The organism is Amycolatopsis sp. NPDC088138 (assembly GCF_044741685.1).
Classification (GTDB): domain Bacteria; phylum Actinomycetota; class Actinomycetes; order Mycobacteriales; family Pseudonocardiaceae; genus Amycolatopsis.
The window spans coordinates 788,613-811,975 of the sequence record NZ_JBIUTB010000008.1; the positions used below are offsets into that span (position 1 = coordinate 788,613).

Genomic DNA, 23,363 nt, shown 5'->3' on the forward strand with positions numbered 1-23,363 from the left:
CGTTCTCGCCTTTCCTCAAGCTCAGCTCGCTTCTCTTCGCGGCGCAAGGCGATGAGCTGTCCGCCCCAACTGCCACCCAGAGCGCCGATGAATCCCAGTATTGCTGCCCACCAGGTCATGGCAGGAGAGCGCAACGAAGCCGGGGCGCCGAGACGGTTGATCGTGCGACGGCATGGAAACGCCCGGTCGTGGCAAGCACGGCCGGGCGATTCGACATCCCCGGCTAGAGTCCGAGGTAGATCTGCCGGACCAGCGGATCGTGCGCGAGGTCCGCCGAACTGCCCATCATCGCGATCCGGCCGTTCTCCATGACCACGCACGTCTCGGTCGCCTCGAACGTCAGTTTCGCGTTCTGCTCCACCAGCAACAGCCCGAGCCCCGACGCGGACAGCCGCTGCAGGGTGCCGAGGATCTCCTCGACCAGCTTCGGGGACAGGCCCATCGACGGCTCGTCCAGCAGTACCAGCCGGGGTTCGGACATCAGCGCGCGGCCGATGGCGAGCATCTGCTGCTGACCACCCGACAGCGCGCCCGCCAGGCGGTGCTGCATCTCGCCCAGCACCGGGAACATCTCGTAGATCTCCCGAAGCTTCTCCTGCGTCCGGCCCTTCCACGAACGCAGGTACGCGCCGAGCAGCAGGTTCTTCTCCACGGTCAGTCCGGTGAACACGTGCCGGCCCTCCGGGACGTACCCGATGCCGTGACGCACGATGTCCTTCGGCTTGACCTTGGTGAGGTCGCGGTCGCCGAGGCGGAGTGTGCCGACCTTGCGGGGCACCAGGCCCATCAGCGCCTTCAACGTCGACGTCTTCCCGGCGCCGTTCGCCCCGATGATGCCGAGGCAGCGGCCGGCGCCGACGGTGAACGACACCGAGTTGACCGCCTGGACCCCGCCGTAGTGCACGGCGAGGTCCTCCACGACCAGGTCGTCCTGTGTCTCGGGGTTCACTGCGACACCTCCGTCTCCACGGCTTCCACGACCTCGGCCGTGCTGAACGAATCACCGAGGTAGGCCTCGATGACCTCGGGTTGGACCGCGACCTCCGCCGGGGTGCCTTCGGCGATCACCCGCCCGCTGGCGAGCACCGTGACCCGGTCGCACAGCGACATGACCAGGCCCATGTTGTGCTCGATCAGCACCACCGTCACGCCGCTGTCACGGATGGACCGCACGATGTCCTGCAGTTGCCCGACCTCCTGGCCGTTGAGCCCGGCGGCGGGTTCGTCGAGCAGCAGCAGGCTGGGTTCGGCGGCCATGGCCCGGGCCAGTTCGACGCGACGTTGGATGCCGTAGGGGAGTGACGTCGGTGCGGCCTGGGCGAAGCCGGTCAGGCCGAACCGATCGAGCAGGTCCGCCGCGGACCGGCGGAGCCGGTGCTCGTGCCGCCAGACGCCGATCGGCCACACGACGTACCGCCACGCCGCGCGCATCGGCGTGCGGTCGAGGGCGACCAGGAGGTTCTCCTCGACCGTCATCTGCCCGAACAGCCGCAGGTTCTGGAACGTCCGCGACATCCCCTGGTGCGAGAGCTGGTGCGGCCGCCGCCCCACGAGCGACCTTCCGTCGAAGCTCGCCGTGCCGCCGCTCGCGGTGTAGATCCCGCTGATCACGTTGAACAGCGTGGTCTTTCCGGAGCCGTTGGGGCCGACGATGCCGCGGATCTCGCCCGGTTCGACCGACAGCGTCACGCCGTCGAGGGCACGCAGTCCGCGGAACTGCTTGCTGACGCCGGAGATCTCCAGGGAACCCGAGCCACCGGACTCCGCGGCGGGTTCGTACGGGCGGAACGCGCCGAGCACGCCCGCCTCCCGGTGGCGCCGGCGCTGGATCGCCGCCCGGACCCGCTGGGGGAGACCGGCCAGGCCGGTCGGGGCGAACACGACCATCAGCACCACGACGGAGCCGTAACCCAGCTGCGCGTAGATGGAGAAGTCGACCAGCGCCTCCCGCACCAGGGCGAGCGCGATCGCGCCGATGACGCAGCCGATGATGCTCTGCCGTCCGCCGATGATGACCATCGCCAGCAGCAGGAACATGTTGGCCACGCTGAAGGACTCGGGGGCGATGTAGTGGATCAGCCCGGCGTAGAGCACCCCGGCGGCCCCGCCGTAGACGCTCGAGGCAAGGAATGCCGTCATCCGCAGCAGCGGAACCGGGGCACCGACCGCGCCCGCGGCCAGCGAGTCGTCACGCATGGCCCGCAACCGCCTGCCCAGCGCGGTGCGGACGAGGAAGAGCGCGAACCCGATGGCGAGCGCGAAGACGATCAGCTCGAAGTAGTAGTACAGGTACTCGTTGGTCAGGTCGATGCCGAGCAACGGCGGAGCCGGGATCCCGTTGATGCCCGACGCGCCCCCGGCGACCTGGGCGTTGGTGACCCAGTTGGTGAAGGCCAGTGCGAGGCCGAGGGTGACGATGCCGAGGTAGTGCGACTGGACCCGCAGCGCCGGGATGCCGACGAAGAGCCCGGCCAGTGCGGTGGCGAGCATCGCAAGCACGGCCGAGACCCAGAAGCCGAGACCTGAGTTCGTCGTAAAGATCGCCAGGGCGTAGGAGCCGATTCCGAAGAACGCGACCTGGGCGAGGTTGATCTGCCCGGCCACGCCCATGGCCAGGCCGAGGCCGATGGCCAGCAGCGCGAAGACCACGGCGATGTTGATGACGTGGATGCCGTAGGTATCCAGGCCGTAGGGCAGGAACCAGGCGGCGACGGCGATCGCGGCGGCCGCGATCGCTTTGACCGCCACCGGCTTGCGCAGGAGGGACCTCATGCCCGGTTCACCGTCCGTTCGCCGAAGAACCCGGTGGGCCGGATCATGATGATGACCGTGAAGGCGAGGAACACGACCAGGTCGGAGTAGCCCTGGAACTGCCCGGAGGCGTACGAGTCGAGCAGGCCGATGGCGAGCCCGCCCGCGATCGCGCCGCCGATGTTGCCGAAGCCGCCGAGGATGGCCGCGGCGAATCCTTTGATGCCGAGGGTGCCGCCGAGGGTGGGGCTGACGTAGAGCAGCGGGCCGACCAGGCCGCCGGCGAGGGCGGCCAGGCCCGCGCCGATCGCGAAGGCGATGGCGTTGCTGCGTCCGACGTGGATGCCGACGGCCGTCGCGGCTTCGTGGTCCATGGCCACCGCCTGCATCGCGGCGCCGCGCTTGGTGCGCTGCAGGAACAGCAGGAGCAGAACGGTCGCGGCGGCGGCGATGCCGAGTACCACGAGGTTGTACGTGCGCACGCGCACGCCGAACAGGTCCAGGGGCCCCGTCTCCACGGGCGTGGGCACAGCGTGCCCGGTCGCGCCCCAGATGATCGTGGCCAGCGATTCGAGTACCACGCCGAAGCCGATGGTACCGATCAGCATGAGGTCGAAATCCTTGTTCTCAAACGGGCGCAGCACGCGCTCCATGACCAGCGCGATGAGCCCGGTCACCACCATGGCGACGACGATGGCGAGGATGAACGGAAGCCGTGAGGACATGTAGAAAGTCGATGCCGCGTATGCGCCGACCATGACCACCTGCCCGTGGGCGAAGTTCACCAGGCCCATGGTGCGGTAGACGATCGAGAAGCCCATCGCGACGAGGGCGTAGACGGCACCGAAGCTGAGCCCGCCGACGAGGGTCTGGAGCAGAACTTGCATGAAGGGGTCCTTTCACCGGCAGGGGGCCGCGCGGGACGGCGCGGCCCCCTGGGGGCGGTTCAGCTGGCGGGAGCCGCGACGAGCTTGCCGCCGGTGATGACGCCGATCGACGTGGCGTGGATGCCGACCCCGGTCTGGTCGAACGTGAAGTTGCCCAGCAGCCCGGGGTACTTCGTGCCGCGGATGGCGTCGGCCAGTTGCCGGCCGGTGGCGCCGTTCGACGCCTTCAGCGCGGTGAGGAAGATGCTGGTGCCGTCGAAGCCCTTGGCTCCGTGCAGCTCGGCGTCCTCGTTGTAGGCGGCCTTGTAGGCCTGGGCGAACTGGCGGGCGGCGTCGCTGGTCTCGTTGCTCAGGTAGGGGCTGCTCACGACGGTGCCTTCAGCGTTGCTCGCGCCGGCCGTGCTGAGGTATACCGTCGTACCCATCGGCGCGGCACCGGCGATCGTTGCGGTGATGCCGAGTTCACGGGCCTGTTTGACGATCAGGCCCGCCTCGACCTCCTCGGTCCCGACGAACAGCACCTGCGGGTTCTTCTGCCTGATCGAGGTCAGTGCGGCGCTGAAGTCCTTCTGATCGGTGGTGACGATTTGGTCGTCCACCGGCGTGACCCCGCGCTGGGAGAGCACTTTGCCGAACGCGTCGTGTTCACCCTTGCCGTAGGAGCCGTTGTTCGTGATGAACGCGATGCTCTTCTGGCCTTTCTGATCGACCAGGTACTTCGCGAGTGTCTCGTCGTAGGTGGTGCTGGTCGGTCCGTTGAGGAACTGGAACGGGCTCTTGACCGCGATGATCGACGGCGACTGCCCGGAGGTGATGCTCGGGATCTTGGACTGCTGCAGCACCGGCGCCATCGCCACGGTAACGGCGCTCTCGGCGGTGCCGATCATCGCGATGTAGCCCTCGCTGGAGATCTTGCGCGCCAGGTTGGTGCCCACGGTCGGGTCACCGGCGTCGTCGAACACGTCGAGCTGGATCTTGCGGCCGTTCACCCCGCCTTTGGCGTTCCACTGGTCGACCGCCAGCTTCGCGCCTTTGTACTCCCAGGCACCCAGCGAACTGAGCTGTCCGCTCTGGGCGTTGACCACGGCCATCTTGATCGGGCCGCTGTTGTCGGAGGTGGACGGCGACGAGCCGCCGGGTGCACTGCACGCGGCAGTTGCCCCTGCGGCGAGCAAGGTCATCGAGGCCAGCAGACGTCTGATTCCGGGTCGCTTCATCGGGGACACTCCATTGTGTGCGGTTGCTGGGTCATTCGAAGACGCCTTGGTAGATGTCGTTGATGTTCCAGTGCCCCGGGGTCGGCACCGGTTCGTTGACCATGGGGACGTCGAGCACGGCCGGGCGTCGGTTCGCGATCGCCTCGCGCAGTGCGGTGGCGAGATCTTCGGGGCGTTCGACGGTGTAGCCGTCGGCGCCGCAGGACCGGCCGAAAGCGGCGAAGTCGGGGGAGAAGGGGTTGCCGTCTTGGTCGCGGAATTCGCAGCCGAAACTCTGGCCGAAGTTGTGGGCCTGCAGGTCTGCGATGGTGCCGTGCGCCTTGTTGTTCATCACCACGAACAGCACGGGCAGCCCCTGCTCGACAGCGAGCGGCACGGCGGGCAGCTGGGCGCTCATGCCACCGTCGCCGACGAGCGCGACGACGACGCGGTCGGGCTGGGCCAGCTGCACGCCGACCGCGGCGGCCGGGCCGAAGCCCATCGTGGACGCGCCGCCCGGGGTGATGAATCGGCCCTCTTCGGGCAGCTCGTAGCACTGGGCGACGCCGTTCTTGTTCCAGCCGACGTCGGTGACCAGCACAGCGTCCGCGGGGAGCGTCGTGCGCAAGTCTTCGAGGATGCGTTCGGGGCGCAGAGGGAAGTCGGTGCTGCGGCCGCGTTCCTGGCTGGCCGAGAAGAGGTCCGCGCGGACGGTGCCGATCTGCTTGCGGAGGTCGGCCCGCTCGACCGGTTCGGCCACCAAACCCTTGACGGCCGCCGCGATCGCCGGGACGGCGTGGTTCACGTCGGCGACCGCTCCGATTTCGGCGGGGTAGTTGCGGCCGATCTCGGCGGTGTCGAGGTCGATCTGGATCAGCCGGCCCGGGGGAAAGGCCCAGGTGTACTCGGAGTTCCACGAGCTGGCGTCGGTCTCGGCGAACCTGGTCGCGAGGGCGAGGACGACATCGGCTTTGCGGGTGTACTCGTTGGTGAGCTCGAGGCCCCAGAAGCCGGTCATGCCCATGACCAGGGGGTGGCGGTCAGGCAGCGTGCCCTTGGCCATCAGGGAGTGGGCGACCGGGATGTCGAGGTGCTCGACGAGCTCGAGCAGGGCCGCGCGGCCTTCCGGCGAGCGCAGGCCGCCACCGAGGTAGACGAGCGGGTGTTCGGCGCCGGCCAGTGCCTGCGCGATGCGCTGGGCGTCGGCGTCCGACAGTGCGGGCTTCGCCGCGTGCGCGACGAGCGGGTATTCGACGAGGGGCACTTCGCGCGAGAAGTGGTCCATCGGGACGTTGAGGAGGACGGCGCCGGGACGGCCCGAGGTCGCCGTCCAAAACGCGCGTTCGGTGAACCGGGCGAGGTCTTCGGCGCGGTGCACGTGCCAGGCTCGCTTGACGAAGGGGCGATAGATGGCGGTCTGGTCGGCGTCAGCGTGCAGGTTGACTTCTTGGTGTGGGTGCCTGCCGTGGTAGTAGGACGGGATGTCGCCGGAGATCGTGATCAGCGGCACCGAGTCGAAAGCCGCGGTGGCCACGCCGGTGACCGCGTTCATCATGCCGGGGCCGACGTGCACCAGCAGGACGCCGGGCTTGCCGGTGGCGCGGGCGTAGCCGTCGGCGGCGTGGGCGGCCGCCTGCTCGTGCCGCGCCATGACGAACTTGATGCGGCTGCGGCCCAGCGCGTCAAGGAAGGCGATGTTGGTGTGCCCGCACAGGCCGAAGACGTACTCGACGCCGTAGGACTCCAGCTGGCGGACGAGCGCGTCGGCGGCGGTGATGGTCGGGGCGGGCTGGGTCATCGAAGTCGAACTCCTCGGTCGCTCGGCGGTTTCGGTCACTGTTCGCCCCAGATGGACTGGTTGCGCAGCACGAGGGTCTTGACGACGGTGTAGTCGTCGATCATGTGGGCAGGGGATTCACGGCCGAAGCCGGAGTCCTTGACTCCGCCGAAAGGCACGTGGTCGAGCCGGAAGTTCGACGACCCGTTGACGATCAAGCCACCGACCTGCAGTTCCCGCCAGGCGGTGAAGATCGTCCCGATGTCCTGGGTGAAGATTCCGGCCTGGAGGCCGAACCGGCTGGTGTTGCACGAGGCGATGACGGCGTCGAGGCCGTCGAAGGGCAGCACGGCGACCAAGGCACCGAACACCTCTTCGACGACCACGGTCGCGTCCGGCGCGGGGTCCGCGACGATGGTGGGCAGCAGCGTTGCGCCGTCGCGGGTACCGCCCAGCAGGACCCGGGCGCCACCGGCTGCGGCCTCGGAGGCCCATTTTTCAACGCGGGCCGCGGCCTCTTCGTCGACCATCGACCCGACGTCCGTGACCGGATCGAGCGGATCGCCGACCCGGAGGCCCTCGACCTCGGCACGGAACGCGGTGAGGAAGTCTTCGAAGCGGCTGCGGTGCACATACACCCGTTGCACGGAGATGCAGCTCTGGCCGGAGTTGCTGTAGCCGGTGCGGGCGCAGGTCCGTGCCGCGAGGGCGATGTCGGCGTCCGCGCACACCAGCGTCGCGGCGTTGCCGCCGAGCTCGAGGACCAGCCGCTTCGCGCCGGCCGCCCGGGCGACCGCGTTGCCGGTCTCCGCGCTGCCGGTGAAGCTGATGACGGCGACTTCGCGGGCCGCGCACAGGGCCGCGCCGACGTCCCCGCCGCCGTGCAGCAGCTGCACTGCTTCCGGCGGCATCCCCGCCTCCAGCAAGAGCGCCACCACGGCGGCCGTCGTGGCCGGCGCCTGCGGAGGGGCCTTGACGAGCGTGGTGTTGCCTGCGGCGAAAGAGGCGCCGAGCTTGTGCGCGAGGAGGTTCGCCGGCGCGTTGAACGGCGTGATCGCCAAGGCCACGCCGGCCGGCGCGCGGTAGGTCAGGGCCGTGTTGCCGACCCCGCGTTCCCAGCCGGCGACCGGCAGGTTCTTCCCGCCGATGTGGCGGGTTTCCGCGGCGCAGACGGCGAAGGTGTCCGCGACGCGGTCGAGTTCACCCCGCCCGTCCTTGACCGGCTTCCCCAGCTCGAGGGCGATCAGCCGGGCGATGTCTTCACGGTGGTCCTGGGCCAGCCCCGAGGCGCGCTCCAGGATCGCCGCGCGGGTGGCCGGCGCGAGCCGGGCGACGGCCGGTGCGGAGGCGGCCGCGTACCGGACCGCGGACGCCACCTGCGCGTCGTCCGCGACGAAGGACGTGGTGACCACTTTTCGCTGGTAGGGGCCGACGCGCTCGGCCACCGAACCGGCACGGGACCACTGCCCGGCGACGAATGCCGCGGCCACGGCCGGGGTATCGGATTTTGCGGCTTCGAGGATCTGCTCCAGCACCGCCACACTCCCTTGTGAACCATCAAACGGCACATCTGGACCGCTCTGCGGACTCCGTGTAACGTACGGTCAGCCGCCTGCCGGTGGCAAGAGCCGGATCTGAAACTGTTGCGATCTGGTCCGCCGGCCGGGGGCCGCAACGCGACGAAGGGTGTGGGAGATGAAGGCTGACGGGGCCGAGGAGCGCGACGGCTCGTCCGGCGAAGGGGGCGTGCGTAGTGTCCAGCGCGCGCTGGACATCCTCGGGCTGCTGACCGACGAGCGCCCGACCGTGACGATCTCTGACATCGTGAAGGCGACCGGACTGGCGAAGACGACGGCGATCCGGCTGGCGCAGACCCTGGAGCTGAACGGGCTGCTGTGGGCGACCAGCAAGGGTTACATGGCGGGGCCGGGGTTGTGGCGGTGGGCGCACCTCGCGCGTCAGACGTGGGAGCTGCCGGCGGAGATGAAGCAGCTCATGCGTGAGCTCGGTGATCGCCAGCGGGAGACGGTCAACCTGTACGTCATGCGGGACATGTACCGGGTTTGCGTGGCCCAGCAGGAAAGCCCGCAGCCACTGCGGCACGTGGTGCGGGTGGGTGACGAGCTGCCGCTGTGGGGCGGCGCGTCGTCGAAAGTCTTGCTCCGTGGCGCTTCTCCTGCTTTGCTGAAGAGGATCGCGCGCAGTTCCCCTTACGGTATGGACCATGCGGACAGCCTCCACAAAGGACTGACCGAGGCGGCCGACCAGGGGTATGCGGTGAGTCACGGCGAACGTGAAGCGGGCCTGTCGGCGGTGGCGGTTCCCGTGCTCGGCAAGAGCGGTTCCGTCGCCGCGGCGTTGTCGCTGAGCGGCCCCACCGTTCGATTCTCCGAAGACCAGGTTGCGAAGTTCGTCGCCGACCTCACCGAGTCCGCTTCGCGGATGAGCGAGCGGGGCTTCGACCATCCGTTCGCCGGCTGACTCCGGCAGGGGCGCGTCCGTCTGCAACAAGGAGAGGGAATGACGAAAAGACCGCTTCGCGGTATCCGGGTCCTCGACCTGACCAACGTCCTCGCCGGACCGTACTGCAGCTACCAGCTCATGCTGTTCGGCGCCGAAGTCGTCAAGATCGAGCTGCCCGGATCGGGCGACCTCGCCCGGAACCTGGGACCGGACGCGGTTCTCAACCGCGCCGGGATCGGCACGTCGTTCCTCGCGCAGAACGCCGGCAAGAAGTCCATCGAGCTGAACCTCAAGGACGCCGGGCAGCGAGAGCTGTTCGAAGATCTGGTTCGTGGCGCGGACGTCGTCCTCGAGAACTACCGCGCGGGCGTGCTCGACCGGCTCGGCTTCGGCTGGAACCAGTTGCGGGCCCTCAACTCCGGGCTGGTTTACTGCGCCATCTCGGGGTTCGGGCAGGGCGGCCCGATGAGCCAGGCCCCGGCTTACGACCAGATCATCCAAGGCCTGTCGGGGATGATGAGCGTGACCGGGACGCCCGAGACCGCGCCGCTGCGTGTGGGGTTCCCGGTCTCGGACACCGTCGGCGGTCTCATGGCAGCGCTCGCGATCTCGGCGGCTCTCGTCGGCCGCGACCGCACGGGAGAAGGGAGTTTTCTCGACCTGTCGATGCTCGAAGCGTCCATTTCGGCCATGGGCTGGGCGGTATCGAACTATGTCATCAGCGGCATCGCGCCGGTGCCGATGGGCCGGGACAACGCGACGGCGGCGCCCTCGGGCACGTTCTTCGCCGCGGACGGGCCGCTGAACATCGCGGCGAACCGGCAGGAGCAGTTCGTCACCTTGTGCACGCTGGTGGGGCGGCCCGACCTGGTTACGGATGCCCGCTTCGCCGACCGGGAAGACCGCAAGGCCAACCGCGCGGATCTCGACGCGGAGCTGAACCAGGCCCTGGGAGCCCAGTCCGCCCTGGAATGGGAACGGCTGCTTTCCGACGCGGGCGTTCCGGCGGCCAGGATCCTCACGGTGCCGCAGGCTCTCGAATCCGAGCAGCTCGCGCACCGCGGCTTCTTCACGGAACTGCCGTTCCCCGGACAGGCCGAGCGCACCTTGCGCGCCAGCGGAAACGGTGTCCTGATTGACGGAGAACCGCTTCGCCCGAGCACACGGCCACCGCTGCTGGGGGAACACAACGACGAAGCGGTCAAGCTGGCCCGCCGGTGGAACGCCGATACGCCCATTCCGCGGCCGGCGCCGGAACCATCGCTCGCGCCCGCGGACAAGGACTGACATGGACAGCAACGCAACCGCCGGCGACGTGGCGGACTGGTGGGCCACCGCGATCTGCCGGATGGCACCCGGCGTGGTCGAGCTGCGCGGAACGCCCGTGCAGGACCTGATCGGCTCGCACGGCTTCGTCGCCACGATCTGGCTGATGGTGCGCGGAACGAGCCCCGATCCGCGGGAAGCCGCGCTGCTCGAAGCCGCGATGGTCGCTTCGGTCGACCACGGCCCGCAAGCCCCGTCCATCGCGATCGCCCGGATGACCGCGACCTGCGGCGTCGGCCTCAACAACGCGATGGCCTCCGGGGTGAACGCTCTGGGCGATTCCCACGGCGGTGCCGGCGAGCAGTGCGTGGAGCTGCTGACGGCGATCGTCGAGCGCGAAGCCACCGGGGAGCCGCTGGTGGCGGCCACCGAGGCCGTCGTGGCGGACTTCCGGAAGAACAGCCGCTACCTGCCCGGCTTCGGCCACCGTTTCCACCCGCGCGATCCGCGTCGCGACCCGTTGCTGGCGCTGGTGGACGAGTCCGTCGCCGCCGGGGTCGTCGAGGGTAAGTACCTGAGTGCTGCGCTCGCCGTCGAAACGCTGCTGAACGCCGGACGGACGAAGCCCGTGCCGATGAACATCGACGGCGCGACCGCGGTGATCTACGCAGAGCTGGGCTTCCCGGCGCCGCTGGCGCGCGGGTTGTTCGTGCTCAGCCGCAGCGTCGGCATCCTCGCCCACGCCTGGGAAGAGACGACGCAGGGCCGGCGCAACAAGGGGCCGATGCCGACGTCGATCCTGCCGACCGTGCTCGCGGCCGGATCGTGACCGCCGGCGACCACGAGACCGACCTCCTCGTCCTGGGTTCCGGCGCGGCGGGCCTGACCGCGGCCCTGGTCGCGGCCGCGGAGGGCCTTTCCGTTCTGGTGCTGGAAAAGACGGAGTGGCTCGGCGGCACGAGCGCGTACTCGGCGGGCACCTGCTGGATTCCCGGACACCGGCACCAAGCCGACCCGGTCGCCGACGTCGCCGCGGCGGGGGAGTACCTCGACGCTCTCGTCGGCGACCGCGCGCCGCGCGAACTGCGCGAGGCTTACCTGCGGCACGGGCCGGAGGTGATCGACCACCTCGAGCGGCTCGGGATCGGCTTCTGGCACTCGGCAAGTGTGGTCGACTACCACCCGGAGCTGCCCGGCTCCGGGGTCGGCCGGGCGCTCGAGCCGCGTGTGTTCGACGCTCGGCGGCTGGCCCGCGAACACTTCGAACGTGTCCGCTGGCCGGTGCGCGAGTTCGCGCTGTTCGGCGGGACGCTCATGCTGCGCAGGCGCGAAGCCGACCAGCTGGTGAAGGTGTTCGACGGTTCGGTGCGCGGAATGGCCGTCGCGCTCCGCCTCGGCGGACGGTGGGCGCTCGACCGGCTCCGCCGCCGTCGGGGGACCCGCTTGACGATGGGCAACGCGCTCGTCGCCGCCCTCTACGACCAGCTCGTCCGCCGAGGCGGCGACGTGTGGTTCACGGCCGGCACCACGGAGTTGCTGACCGATGGCGCCCGCGGAGTGACCGGCGCTGTCGTGTCCCATCGCGGGCGTACGGTGCACATCGCGGCCCGCCACGGCGTCGTTCTGGCCGGCGGGGGATTCTCCGCGAGCCCGGAGCTGCGTGCCGAGAACCTGCCGTCACCGGTGGCACAGTTCACCCCGGCGAGTGAAGGCGCCACCGGCGACACGCTCGCGCTGGCTCGATCGGTCGGCGCCGCTCTGGCCGAACCACGCGATGACAACGCCCTGTGGTTCCCGAGTTCGATCGGCCGCCGGAGGGACGGGTCCACGTCGGTGTTCCCGCATATCTGGGACCGCGCCAAACCCGGCATCGTGGCGGTGAACGCCGCAGGCCGGCGGTTCGTGGACGAGTCCGTCTCCTACCACCGGTTCACCCGGGCGATGTACGCCGGACGGGACGCGATCCCGGCGTGGCTGGTGCTCGACGCGCACACGCTCAAGCGGTACGGGCTGGGCATGATCCGGCCCCACGCGCGTGAAGCTGTGCTCCGCCGCTACACCGACCAGGGCTACCTGTATGTGGGGCCGACCATGCGGGCACTGGCCGAGGTGATCGGCGTCGATCCGGACGGTCTGGAAAGGACAGTTTCCGAGACGAACCGGTCCGCCCGCACAGGAACCGACGAGACATTCGGCAAGGGAAAGAGCCCGTACGGCCGCCAGTACGGCGATCCGGCCCACCGGCCCAACGCGAACCTCGGCCCGGTGGAGAAGCCGCCCTTCTACGCGATCGCCGTGGTCCCGACCCCGTTGGCGACGGCCTTGGGGCTTCGCACCAGTATCGACGCTCAAGTCCTGGACGAGGTCGGCGTTCCGGTGCCCAGGCTCTACGCGTGCGGCAACGACGCGGCATCGATGACCGCTTCGGAGTACCCCGGCGCGGGCTGCCAAATCGGTGGGGGCCTGGTCTTCGGCTACCTGGCGGCGCGACATGCGCGAGCAGCGATGACCTCCGGGTCATTCTGACACCGCGAACGTGGGCCCTTCCGCTTACCGAACGTGCCAGATGGTTTCCCACCCGCGGCTGGTCGCCCGCGCCTACGTCGACTCCGGACAAGCCGAGCACGCAGGCACGCGGCGGCTTCAGAGGACGGAGCTGGCAACGGATGCAACCGCTGCTCGAGACCAACCTGGTCGAGCACCAGCATATAGCCGCCCAAGCCGGGCACTTTGCCGCGTTCGGAACGGTTTCCGCCCCGGTGTTGCTGCTGCGTGGCGGCCGCACCACAATCGGGGCCGGGTCACGGCCCTCTCCGCGACACTCTGCCGAACGCCACGCTCGAGACCATCGAAGGGCTCGATCGCTTCGGTCCCGAAGGAAAGAGCGCTCCGCTCGCTGCCCAACGGGCGCTGGACTTTCTCGTCGGGAGCCGGACCGGTGAACTCGCGTAATCTGCGACCGCGAGTTCTTGATGACCCACGTGATGTCCGGCGTGAAAGGCGCTGAGGATTCGAAGCCCGAGACCGGTCTGGAGGAGCAACTCGTGGCGCAGCTGACCAAGCGGCTGGTGGGGTCCGCGCTCGAAGGTGAGGTCACCGACCATCTCGGCTGTGACAAGCGCGACCCGGCTGGCCGCGGGACGGGCAACTCACGCAACAGACCCTGGACGCGGGCGGGATGCGGGCGTACTCCCGTGACAGCCGCGGCCACGTCCTCCTGCAGCTCCACCGCCATGCCGACGCGCTGGACGACTTCCGCGACGCTCACCACGCCGCTGTCGAACTGGGTGAATGGCGTTTGGAGGCCGAAGCCCTGATCGGCGCCGGGCAGGTGCTGCACGTCCAGGGCCGCACCGGCCAGGCGCACCAGACGTGGGCGAAGACCCTGGGCGTGTATGGACGTGGAGGCCCATACGGCGGCTGCGGGGCTGCGCGACGCTGGGGGCATGCTGCGCTTCGACGGCGGCCTCCTGACCTGATCTGGAGACGGGCGCAGTTGCCCGGTCCCAGGAGTCCGTAACCCCACAGTTCAGCCGGCGGCGCCGGCCGGGCGGCACCATGGCCATCGCGGTGCGCAGGATCAGCTACCGGGCGCCGGGCGGACGGCCCGGATCTGCAGCGCGGTGTACGCCCCGCGGCCGTCCAGCCGCATTTCTCCGACCGGCTGGTCGACCCAGCTGCCGGGCACCTTCTGGAAGGACAGGTAGGCGATCCGGGTCAGCGGGAGGCCGTCGAAGGAGAAGTGACCCGTCGCGTCCGTGACGGCGACGGTGTCCGCGGTCGTTCCGACTCCGAGGAAGTGTGCCTCGGCGCCGGCCAGTGCTTCGCCTGGTGACGGCAGGCCGTCGCCGTTGGCGTCTCCGTACAGCACGCCCGCGACGCGCTCGGTGCCGCGCGCCATGGGCAGGATGGCCAGCTGGATGTTGTCGCTGTAGTCGGCGTCCTGCCCGGCGTACACCTCGATGTGCACGACGGAATCGCCGTTGAACGTGCCCAACTGCCCGGTCAGGTGGAGCACTCGGGTCTCGCCCTGGGCGATGGTCGCGCCGTCCGAGAGGTCGCCCCACTGGTCCTGGTCGCCCCAGAAGTCCGTTCCGGACTCGGAGTAGGCGGTGCCGAAGACGCCGACGGCGGCGGCGTCACCGATGTTGCTTACCGTCACGTCGAGCCCGGCGATGTCGCCCGACAGCCAGTGGCCCTGCTCGGCGACGGCGGTGACCTCGAGGTCCGGGCCGGAAGCGGCCGACGCGGGCACGGCCGCCAGTCCCGCCATGACGAGCGCCGCGGTCAGCACGGAGCCTGGGCGGAGGAATCTGGTGGTGAGCATGGTTCTTCCCTTCGTGTTTCCGGCGAATTCGTCAAGCTGAGCCAGCGCGCGGCTTTCGCCCGAACGCGGGGACCGCGTACGGCTGGCGCGAGCTGCCTCGGAAGAAGAGGACGACCATGTCCGGGCCCGAACCGCCCGCCCAGGCCGGCTGTGCGGGCTGGTGCCGAAGAAACGTGCTGCCGTGGCAGGAGATCGAGGCCCGCAGTTCGGCACGGCTGCCGTCCCGGTACTCGACGAGAAGATCCGGCAAGTGCCGGTTTCTGCCGAAACTGTGGTCGGGCCGCACAGTGACCAGAGCCGGTCGCCAGCCGGTCCGCAGCACTGCCGCGTGCCGTCGTCGCCAGCGGACGGAAGCGACCAGGCTCACGCCGGCGAACGTCAGCACGAACAGACCGAGGATCCAGAACAGGGCGGATACCCGCGGATCCAGGCGGTCTTCCAGCGTCGTACGCGCCCGGGACGGGGCCGCCGGGTCGTAGATCACCGTCAGGGGCCGGCCTGCGGTGTAGTGCCGTCCCGAGCTCACCGGAATGGTAGCGTGGTAGAGCTCGCCCCGCACGTCGTAGGAGACCCGGATTGCCGGCGGGTGGTCGTCGAACCATGTCACCGTCCCGGTGACGTGGACACCGTCACGCAGGAGTTCGCCGGCGGGGTACCGGTAGGCGATCAAGCCGGCGAACACCCCGCAGGAGGCGACCAGCCAAGCCACCATGATAATCAGTGCACGCCGACCCAGCACGCGCAGTTTGCGGGTCGGCGCGCCCAGATCGGTGGTGTCGTGTTCGACCGTGTCTTCGATCGGCGGTAGCCACGTCGTTTCTTCCGGCAATTGTCCAGCCTTCCCGCGCGTAGTGCCTAGAGTCGCTCGCCGAGCAGTTGTGCGAGGTTCACGTAGACGCTTTCACGGATCCGGTGCAGGTCAAGAATTCCTGCCCGGGTTCCGTCGTGGCTGGTCTTGGCGACGAAAACTCGCGTTTGCTGCTCTGGCAACCCATCGATGTCTTGGTCGGGACCGTTGCAGTAGTAGGCACTGTTGCCGGCGTCGGGGATGGCCACCGCGGGCGTCCTGCAGGTCTTCGCCACCTGATCGGTCACCGCCCGTGGCGTTTTGCCGCTCGGCACGAGGATACGCAGCTGGAACGCCGCGGCGTTGTGGAACTTGCTCTGGTAGGTGCAGAGGAACGAGCCTCCCTGTGACGGCTTTTCGATTGCGGTGGCCGCCCAGGCTCCACCCACCGCCTGCATGATGTCCGGAACCGTCACGAAGGGGCACGCTGCGGTGATCTTCGCGGGCGTCACGAACGCCGGCGTCGGCGCGACTGAGGTGGTGCGCGGAGTCGCTGTCGTGCGGGTCGTCACCACCGGTGTCGTGACGGCGGTCGCCGGTGGCCCGGAACAGGCGGACAGGCAGGCCAGCAGGCCTGCCGCAGCCAGCCCCCTCGAAAGTTGCATCATCGAAATCTAGACCATTGCTCTTTCTATTCGCTGTCTTGTCGCTTTCGTGACATTGTCGCGGGCTTCGGCTTGGTGCCGAGGCTGCCGAATTACTTCCAGCCCTGAGATGACAGCAGAGTGAAAGGACCTTGAAAGAACTCTGAGTTACTTTCCGCACACGGAAGTGCACAAGCTGGGCCGGGATGGATCAGCGCCAGGCTGAAGGAGTCGTGATGGACATCGTCGACCGCGCCACGTTCCAAGCCGAGCTGGATCGCTTGCGCACCAGGGAAAAGGCCCACACGCACGAAGGCGACGCGATCGCCGCGGCCCGCCGCCGGCTGCCGATGGTCGAGGTGGACGCCGGTCTCGAGCTGCTCGGCCCGGACGGCCCGGTCACCCTGCTCGACGCGTTCGAGGGACGCCGTCAGCTGATCGCCTACTACTTCATGTGGAACCCCGGCCGTCCCGCCTCCGAGCAGTGCGAGGGCTGCACGTTCTACACCAACCAGGTCGCCGAGCTGGCCAACCTGCACTCGCGTGACATCACGTTCGCGGTCTTTTCCCAGGGCCGCAACGTCTCGACCGCCCCGGCCGATGCCGGGACGTCGTACGCCGAAAGCCTGCGCTACCGCGACTTCATGGACTGGCACATGCCCTGGTACTCGGCGCAGCCGTCGCTCGACACGCTGCTCGTCGGGCGCGAGCAGGGACTCTTCCACCTGGTCTGCTACCTGCGGGAGGGCAACCGCGTCTTCGAGACGTACTGGACGAAACGCCGTGGTGTGGAAGCGATGGACACCAGCTACGCGCTGATGGACCTGACGATCTACGGCCGCCAGGAGTCCTGGGAGGACTCACCGGATGGCTGGCCACGGAACCGCGCGAGCATGCGGACCGGAGCAGGCGCACCAGGCTGGCCGCCGCCGGGCACCGAGCTGGGCCGCCCCATCGCGCAGTGGCCGCGGATCGCCGCCGGCCGCTCGGACGACCTCGGTGCGACCACGGCAGGTCCGCCGTCGTCTCGGCGGTGCCACTGAAGTCCCGGCCGCGGCGCATGGGTTCGTCGTTGCCGGCTCGCCTGCTGAACAGAACACCACCATTCAAGCGCGGGCTGGTCCGATCTGAGCAATACTGTTCGGATGGCACGAAGCTTCCGCATTCTCGGCCCGGTTGAGGCCACCGTGGGCGGACAGTCGCTGTCCGTCACGGGACGGCTGCTGACGCTGCTGACGGGATTGCTCGTGCACGCCAACACGACCGTGTCGAACGGCCGCATCGAGCAGTGGCTGTGGGACGACGATGCCACCGCGCCCAAACAGGCAAAAGCCGCTATTCAGACCTATATGACGCGCCTGCGGCGGGTTTTGGGCGACGATCAGGTCATCCGCACGGTGGTCGGCGGCTACCGGCTGGAAGCCGACGAGTCCGTTTTGGACCTGCTGCGGTTCGAGTCACTGGTCTCGCGCGGCGATGTCGCATCGCTCAAGGAGGCGGTCGGGCTGTGGCGGGGTTTTCCCCTCGACGGGGTCGCTTCCGACAATTTGCACCGTGATGAGGTTCCCCGGCTCTCCGCGAAGTACCTCGACGCGTGGGAACGGCTCGCCGACATGCTGCTCGAGCTCGGCGACCCGCCGGTGGCCGAGCTGCAGGAACTGACCGCGCAGTACCCGTTGCACGAACGGTTCTGGGAGCAGCTCATGGTGGCGCTGTACCGGTCCGGCAGGCAGGTGGAGGCACTGGCCGCGTACCGGCAGGTCGCGTCCATCTTGGCCGAGGAGGCCGGGCTCGATCCGGGTCCGGGCCTGCGGGCGGTGCAGCAGCAGGTACTGGCCGGCGAACCGATCGCCTCCACCGCAACGTCGCGCGCCACGGCGACCGGCTGGTCGGCGCCGCACCAGCTGCCGAACGATGTCGCGGGGTTCGCCGGGCGGTGCGCCGAACTTGCCGCGTTGCCCGCCGATCCGGGGCTGGTCGTCGTCGAGGGCACGGCCGGAGTGGGCAAGACGTCGCTCATGGTGCACTTCGCACACCGGGTCGCGGACGGGTTTCCCGACGGGCAGATTTACCTCAATCTGCGCGGCTACGGTCCCGGCGAACCGATGTCGCGGAATTCGTCGCTGGATTTGCTGCTGCAGGCGATCGGGCTGCGGCCGGACCAGCTGCCGGCGGACGTCGGCGCGCGCGAGGCCTTGTGGCGGTCCAGGACCGCGGGGCGGCGAATGATCGTCGTGCTGGACAACGCGCGCAGCACCACCCAGATCCGGCCGTTGCTCCCCGGGCCCGGAAGTCTCGTGTTGATCACCAGCCGCGCCGAGCTGCGCGGGCTCATCGCCCGCGAGGGCGCAACCCGGATGAGCCTGACACGGATGGCTCCTGACGAGGCACGGGCCGTGCTCGCCAAGGCGATCGGTGAAGCGCGGACAGAGGCCGACCCGCACGGCGTGGACGAATTCCTCAGCCGCTGCGCCTACCTCCCCCTGGCCATCCGCGTTCTCGGTGAGCGGGCGAGCCGGTTCGAGACCATGCCGCTGTCCCGCTTCCTATCCGAATTCATGCCTGCCGGTCTCGACGGTTTCGACCTCGACGACGATGTGGAAACGAACCTGCGAGCCGTGTTCGCTCCGTCCTACGACGCGTTGTGCGAGGCGGCGGCCGGGCTGTTCCGGCAACTGGGCGCCCATCCCGGCCCGGACTTCGGTGCCGGTCTCGCGAGCGCGCTGGCCGACGTGCCGGAAGAGCGCGCCGCATTCCTGCTTGACGAACTGGTCCGAGCGCACCTGCTGGAACGGCCGGAGCCGCGTCGATACCAGTTCCACGACCTTCTGCGGGAGTACGCGACCGAATTGCTCGGGGACGAGGGCGGCAACGGGGTGATCGACTGGTACGCCGGCGCGGCGCGGGCGGCATTCCAGCGGTATTTTCCGCACGGCAATCTCGCCGGCCTCGACATCGAGCCGACCATCGAACTGGCTGACAGCGCGGCGGCAACCCGGTGGTACGAGGACGAATGGGAAAACGCTGTCGCCTGCGTGCGTCACGCTTTCACTGGCCGGCGAGACCGGCAGGCGTGGCAGCTCACCCGGCTGCTGCAGCCGTTCCTCGGCGCGAGGGGCAAGCTGACGGACCTGCTCGCGACCCACGAGGCCGGGCTCGCGGCCGCGCGCCGGCTGGACGACCCGCAAGCCATCGGCTACATGGTGAACGGGATCGGCATCATCCGCGCCCGGCAAGGCCGTTACGACGAAGCGATCAGGTATTTCGAAGAGCGTCTCGTCCTGGCCCGGGCGGTCGGCGACCAGGCGGGGGAGCGAGCCGCGCTGGCCAACCTGATTCTCCCGTACCAGAAGGTGGGCCGTTACCGCGCGGCGCTCCGGGCCGCGCGGCAGGCGCCGCTGGCCGACCAGAACGCCTGTGCCGGCAAGACCGCGATCACGCTCAACAACCTGGCCGAGGCGTACTTGCTGGCCGGGCAACCGGAACGGGCGCTGGCCGAGTCCCGTCGCGCCCAGGAGCTCGTCCCGCACGGTGCGTCGCTACGCGTGCTGGGCCTGGCCCACGAGGCACTCGGCGACCTGCAGGTGAGCGCTTCCCACCTCGAGGGCGCCGTCGAATTCTTCAAGGCGAGAGGTGCCGAGCTGGACGAGGCGGAACTGCTGCGCCATCTCGGCCGGATCCGCCGGCTCCTGGGTGACGCCAACGGGGCCAGGAAAGCGCTGACCGCCGCGATGGTCCGCTATCGCCGGCTCGGCTACGCCGAGGCGGACGAGGTGCTGGCGGAGATTTCCGGTCTCACGGAAGCGATACTGCAGCAAGACGCTTGAGCGCGAAGACGGTGGTTCGGGCTTCCGGTCACGAGTGCGCGGCCGCGTCATTCAAGCTTGCGGGGGAGAGGTCAGGCCCATGAGGTCCGATTGCAGTGCGCCGCCGATTCCCCATCCTTCCGGCGGGATCTCCTGCAGGGCAACCCAAACGCCGTCGGCGGTGCCGCCGCAGGTCTCCACGAACGCCGCGGTGAGCCGGCTGACGAGCTCGCGCTTTTGTTCGATGGTGCGGCCGGTGCGCAGGGCCACGGTGATGACAGGCATGAACTCTCTCCATTCGGCAGGACAACGGCGAGAGGCAGGATCACATGCGGTGGCGCGAGCGGACTTGAACGGATGTGCTCGTCGCTCTGCTGTGGCGGCCGGCTCGGCGGTGTCTAGGCTGGAACCATGACTTTCGAGAGTCACTGGTGTGCGGGTGAGCCGGTCAGCTGGCGCCAGGAAAGTGCCGCTGCGGCCGGTGAAGCCGTTCTGCTGCTGCCGCTGCGGGGTGCGTGGCGAGAACGGGACGGGGACAGCTTCAGCACGCTCGTGGATCGCGTGAGCGTCTCGTTCCGGATCCCGGATCGGCGTACCTGGGTCTCACACCTGGGCGTCGATCGGTTCGACGTCGTCGCGTTTCCCGATTCCACGCCGGGTTTCGCGCAGCACCCCCACCCGGCGTTGATTTCCATACCGACGGCGGTGGCTCACGGTGAGCTCATCGCGGCCCGTCGGCGACGGCTGCCGCCTGCCGAGGTGTCCGCGCGAGCGCGCCGGCTGGCCGTCAGCGCCGGTCGTGACCTTCTCCTCGCCCACACTCCCGCGGACGAGATCCCGCCGTCGCAGCGCAAGGTCGTGGAGGTGGCCCGGCTGGCTCTTTCACGCGGTACCGCGGTGGCGCCAGGCGTGTCGCGAAGTCATGCCAGCCGCGCTTTTCATCGACTCACCGGGCTCACCATGACGCAGTACCAGCGGCGCATGCGGCTGGTGACCGCGATTCGTGCCATCGCGTCGGTGGACCGCGGTTTCGCGAACATCGCCGCGGCCAGCGGCTTCGCCGACCACGCTCACCTCACCCGGTCCGTACGCGACGCCATCGGCTTAACGCCTGCACAGCTACGGGACAGGTTCCGCGCAGGATGAGCGGCGGGCCTCATTCCTCGCCGGCGGCTCGATCGAGATGCTCCCGCAGCGCGGCCAGGGGCGAGTCCCAGTCCCGCACCAGCGCCGCCAAGAACTGCTGCGCGATCCGCATAGGCGCCGATTCCAGGCGGTATCGGATCCGTCGCCGTTCACCGGGTTCGGCCTTCACGAGCCCGGCTTCGGCGAGCAACCCGAGGTGCTTGGCGATCGCCTGCCGGCTGATCGGCAGCCGGTCGGCCAGGTCCGTCGCCGTGGCCGGGCCCAGGGCCGTCAGCTGGGAGAGCAGCGCCCGCCGGCTGGGGTCCGCCAACGCCGCGAAGACCTGTTCCGCGACTGCCTCGACGTCCGGGTTGTCAGGCGGCATCGAGGTACTCGGCCAGTTCGCCCAGCTCCCGGGTCCAGCCTTCGTTGTGCGAGGCGAACCCTGTCTTGTAGCCGTTCTCGGGCAGCTGGGCGAAGCCCGTCTCCAGCACTCGCAGCCGGGTGCCGCCGTCGGTCGGCTCGAGCGTGAACTCGACGTACGTGCGGCGGGGATCGTCCTCGGGCATGCCGTCGATGCGCCAGGTGAAGCCGAACACGCTCGGCTCTTCCACGCGCTCCACGCGCAGGTCGACGGGCGGGCCGCCATCCCAGGTCACCTGGGCCAGGCCGCCGGGCCGCAGGTCGATCGCGGCGGTGTTGCCGAACCACGCGCCGAGCCCTTCGGCCGTCGTGATCGCGTCCCACACCTTCTTCGGCGGGTGCGCGACCTCCATGACCCGCTCGATGTGATCGGGGAATCCCACAAGAGCCTCCACTCGGGTCAGTCGGCGACGTTCACCAGATCACGACGATTATCGGCCTCGGCGGCGGGACCGTGCTCGCCGGTGGCTCGCAGCCGGGTCCAGACCAGCGCGACACTCGCGAGGATCAGCACCACGGCGACCGTCAGCCCCAGGTGGATACCGGTCAGCCGGCCGGCCTGCGTGGCGGCGACGGCACTCAGCAGGGGGATGCCGACGGTGACCCCGGCCTGCTGCGTCATCGAGGTCAGGCCGGTGGCCAGGCCCTGTTCCCGGTCCGGCAGGTCCGATGTCGCGGTCACCGTGAACGCGACGATGGCGGACACGTGCCCGAAGAACCCGACGAACAGCGACGGGATCAGCACGAGCAGCGCCGCGTGGCCGGTGCCGAGGAAGATCAGCGGAACGATCACCAGGCCCTGCACGGCCATGCCCGCGGCGAGCACGGTCCGGCTGCCGAAGCGGCCGATGAACCGGCCGGCCAGCACTCCCGCGAACATCGACGCGATGCCGGGGATCCCGAAGATCAGGCCGGTGAGCAGCGGCGAGAGGTGCAGCTCCTGCTGCAGGTAAAGCGTCATCAGGAAGATCATCCCGGGCTCGACCACGAAGATGACCAGGCCCGCGTAGTTGCCCCACTTCACCGACGGCTTGCGGAGGATGCGCATCGGAGCGAGCGGCGCGGCGGCCCGCAGCTCGATCGCCCAGAAGGCACCCAGCAGCACGACGCCGAGCCCGCCGACCGCCAGGTCGTGTTCGATGATCGCGTAGATCACGGCGAGCAGGCCTCCCGTCACGGTGACCGCGCCGGGCACGTCCAGCTTGACCCGGCCGTCGCGGGTGCTCTCGGCGATGACGAACGGGGTGGCCAGCAGGATCACCGCGGCGACCGGGACGTTGATGAAGAACGCGGCCCGCCAGCCGAGCGCGGTGACCAGTGCGCCTCCCGCCAGCGCGCCGGCGGAGAAGCCGCCGGAGAGCAGCGCGCCGTTGAGACCGAGCACCCGCCGGCGCTGCGAGCTGTCGGTGAACGTGGTGGTCAGCAGCGACAGCGCGGTCGGGATGGTCATCGCGGTCGCCAGGCCCTGGAACAGGCGGCTGACCAGCAGCATGGCCGGATTGGCGGCGAACCCGCCGAGCAGCGACGCCCCGAAGAGCAACGCGAGGCCGGTCATGAAGAGCCTGCGACGGCCGAACAGGTCGGCGAGCCGGCCGAACAGCAGGGTGAAGCCCGCCGCGGGCAGGGCGTACGCCGAAGTGATCCACGGCAGCCCGGTCGGCCCGAGCCCGATGCCCGCACCCACTTCGGGCAGAGCGACGTTCAGGATCGAGAAGTCGACCGAGAGCATGAACCCGGCGCCGAGCAGCACCAGCAGGACGACCCGTTGCTTACCGGTGAAGCGCGGCGAGCCGGTTACCTCCGAGGCTTGCATGTCGGACCTCCCAAGTTGTAGCAACCCGTTGGTTGCGACAGTATGGCAATCAACGGGTTGCGTCAAACGCGGTGTTGCGCCGATCCGCTGCAAGGGGG

21 protein-coding genes are annotated in these 23,363 nt (G+C 69.3%); 8 read left to right on the forward strand and 13 right to left on the reverse strand.

Features of this window, described 5'->3' with window-relative positions; translation table 11 throughout:
* Nucleotides 1-223: 223 nt before the first annotated feature.
* Genes ACIOD2_RS44285 through ACIOD2_RS44310 form a run of 6 tightly spaced genes read right to left on the reverse strand, consistent with a single transcriptional unit; the run spans nt 224 to nt 8,146 of the window.
* A complete protein-coding gene (locus ACIOD2_RS44285) occupies nt 224-949 on the reverse strand; it encodes an ABC transporter ATP-binding protein (RefSeq protein WP_400551577.1) in 726 nt (241 codons plus the stop codon).
* Nucleotides 946-2,772, reverse strand: a complete 1,827-nt coding sequence (locus ACIOD2_RS44290; RefSeq protein WP_400551578.1) for an ATP-binding cassette domain-containing protein — start codon at nt 2,770-2,772, stop codon at nt 946-948. Before ACIOD2_RS44290 ends, ACIOD2_RS44285 begins: the two co-directional genes overlap by 4 nt.
* A complete protein-coding gene (locus tag ACIOD2_RS44295) occupies nt 2,769-3,638 on the reverse strand; it encodes a branched-chain amino acid ABC transporter permease (RefSeq protein WP_400551579.1) in 870 nt (289 codons plus the stop codon). Before ACIOD2_RS44295 ends, ACIOD2_RS44290 begins: the two co-directional genes overlap by 4 nt.
* Before the next feature lie 59 nt (nt 3,639-3,697).
* On the reverse strand, nt 3,698-4,855 hold the full coding sequence (locus ACIOD2_RS44300; RefSeq protein WP_400551580.1) for an ABC transporter substrate-binding protein: 1,158 nt from the start codon (nt 4,853-4,855) through the stop codon (nt 3,698-3,700).
* Nucleotides 4,856-4,886: 31 nt separating this feature from the next.
* Nucleotides 4,887-6,632: a thiamine pyrophosphate-binding protein gene (locus ACIOD2_RS44305; protein WP_400551581.1), complete on the reverse strand. Its 1,746-nt coding sequence runs from the start codon at nt 6,630-6,632 to the stop codon at nt 4,887-4,889.
* Nucleotides 6,633-6,667: 35 nt separating this feature from the next.
* Complete coding sequence (locus ACIOD2_RS44310) at nt 6,668-8,146, reverse strand: aldehyde dehydrogenase family protein (protein ID WP_400551582.1); 1,479 nt, start codon at nt 8,144-8,146, stop codon at nt 6,668-6,670.
* A gap of 160 nt (nt 8,147-8,306) precedes the next feature.
* On the opposite strand from ACIOD2_RS44310, the gene ACIOD2_RS44315 reads away from it, so the two are divergent.
* The 5 genes from ACIOD2_RS44315 (at nt 8,307) to ACIOD2_RS44335 (ending at nt 13,657) form a co-directional block, all read left to right on the forward strand.
* Nucleotides 8,307-9,092, forward strand: coding sequence for an IclR family transcriptional regulator (locus ACIOD2_RS44315; RefSeq protein WP_400551583.1), 786 nt, complete (start codon nt 8,307-8,309; stop codon nt 9,090-9,092).
* 39 nt (nt 9,093-9,131) lie between these two features.
* Nucleotides 9,132-10,361 (forward strand): CaiB/BaiF CoA transferase family protein, encoded by a 1,230-nt coding sequence (locus tag ACIOD2_RS44320; protein WP_400551584.1) that lies wholly within the window; start codon nt 9,132-9,134, stop codon nt 10,359-10,361.
* Nucleotide 10,362: 1 nt separating this feature from the next.
* Complete coding sequence (locus tag ACIOD2_RS44325; protein ID WP_400551585.1) at nt 10,363-11,169, forward strand: citryl-CoA lyase; 807 nt, start codon at nt 10,363-10,365, stop codon at nt 11,167-11,169.
* Entirely contained in the window at nt 11,166-12,866 is a 1,701-nt protein-coding gene (locus tag ACIOD2_RS44330) for an FAD-dependent oxidoreductase (RefSeq protein ID WP_400551586.1), read from the forward strand. The genes ACIOD2_RS44325 and ACIOD2_RS44330 overlap by 4 nt, the downstream gene beginning before the upstream one ends.
* A 446-nt stretch (nt 12,867-13,312) precedes the next feature.
* A complete protein-coding gene (locus ACIOD2_RS44335; protein WP_400551587.1) occupies nt 13,313-13,657 on the forward strand; it encodes a hypothetical protein in 345 nt (114 codons plus the stop codon).
* A gap of 263 nt (nt 13,658-13,920) precedes the next feature.
* On the opposite strand, the gene ACIOD2_RS44340 is transcribed toward ACIOD2_RS44335, so the two are convergent.
* The 3 genes from ACIOD2_RS44340 to ACIOD2_RS44350 are packed head-to-tail and all read right to left on the reverse strand — an operon-like array spanning nt 13,921 to nt 16,119.
* On the reverse strand, nt 13,921-14,667 hold the full coding sequence (locus ACIOD2_RS44340) for a hypothetical protein (protein WP_400551588.1): 747 nt from the start codon (nt 14,665-14,667) through the stop codon (nt 13,921-13,923).
* Between the two features lie 31 nt (nt 14,668-14,698).
* A complete protein-coding gene (locus ACIOD2_RS44345; protein ID WP_400551589.1) occupies nt 14,699-15,496 on the reverse strand; it encodes a DUF3592 domain-containing protein in 798 nt (265 codons plus the stop codon).
* Between the two features lie 26 nt (nt 15,497-15,522).
* The gene (locus ACIOD2_RS44350) at nt 15,523-16,119 is read right to left on the reverse strand and encodes a hypothetical protein (RefSeq protein WP_400551590.1); all 597 of its coding nucleotides are present in this window, start codon (nt 16,117-16,119) and stop codon (nt 15,523-15,525) included.
* 215 nt (nt 16,120-16,334) lie between these two features.
* Between ACIOD2_RS44350 and ACIOD2_RS44355 the strand changes: the two genes are divergently transcribed.
* Nucleotides 16,335-17,141: a DUF899 family protein gene (locus ACIOD2_RS44355; RefSeq protein ID WP_400551591.1), complete on the forward strand. Its 807-nt coding sequence runs from the start codon at nt 16,335-16,337 to the stop codon at nt 17,139-17,141.
* Between the two features lie 102 nt (nt 17,142-17,243).
* The gene (locus ACIOD2_RS44360) at nt 17,244-19,925 is read left to right on the forward strand and encodes a BTAD domain-containing putative transcriptional regulator (protein WP_400551592.1); all 2,682 of its coding nucleotides are present in this window, start codon (nt 17,244-17,246) and stop codon (nt 19,923-19,925) included.
* 51 nt (nt 19,926-19,976) lie between these two features.
* Here the strand turns inward: ACIOD2_RS44360 and ACIOD2_RS44365 are convergent, their stop codons facing one another.
* Nucleotides 19,977-20,189, reverse strand: a complete 213-nt coding sequence (locus ACIOD2_RS44365; protein WP_400551593.1) for a 4-oxalocrotonate tautomerase family protein — start codon at nt 20,187-20,189, stop codon at nt 19,977-19,979.
* A 126-nt stretch (nt 20,190-20,315) separates the two neighbouring features.
* Between ACIOD2_RS44365 and ACIOD2_RS44370 the strand changes: the two genes are divergently transcribed.
* The gene (locus ACIOD2_RS44370) at nt 20,316-21,050 is read left to right on the forward strand and encodes a helix-turn-helix domain-containing protein (protein WP_400551594.1); all 735 of its coding nucleotides are present in this window, start codon (nt 20,316-20,318) and stop codon (nt 21,048-21,050) included.
* A gap of 10 nt (nt 21,051-21,060) precedes the next feature.
* Here the strand turns inward: ACIOD2_RS44370 and ACIOD2_RS44375 are convergent, their stop codons facing one another.
* Genes ACIOD2_RS44375 through ACIOD2_RS44385 form a run of 3 tightly spaced genes read right to left on the reverse strand, consistent with a single transcriptional unit; the run spans nt 21,061 to nt 23,265 of the window.
* The gene (locus tag ACIOD2_RS44375) at nt 21,061-21,414 is read right to left on the reverse strand and encodes an ArsR/SmtB family transcription factor (RefSeq protein ID WP_400551595.1); all 354 of its coding nucleotides are present in this window, start codon (nt 21,412-21,414) and stop codon (nt 21,061-21,063) included.
* Complete coding sequence (locus ACIOD2_RS44380; protein ID WP_400551596.1) at nt 21,404-21,835, reverse strand: SRPBCC domain-containing protein; 432 nt, start codon at nt 21,833-21,835, stop codon at nt 21,404-21,406. The genes ACIOD2_RS44375 and ACIOD2_RS44380 overlap by 11 nt, the downstream gene beginning before the upstream one ends.
* A gap of 17 nt (nt 21,836-21,852) precedes the next feature.
* Complete coding sequence (locus ACIOD2_RS44385; protein ID WP_400551597.1) at nt 21,853-23,265, reverse strand: MFS transporter; 1,413 nt, start codon at nt 23,263-23,265, stop codon at nt 21,853-21,855.
* Nucleotides 23,266-23,363 lie beyond the last annotated feature (98 nt).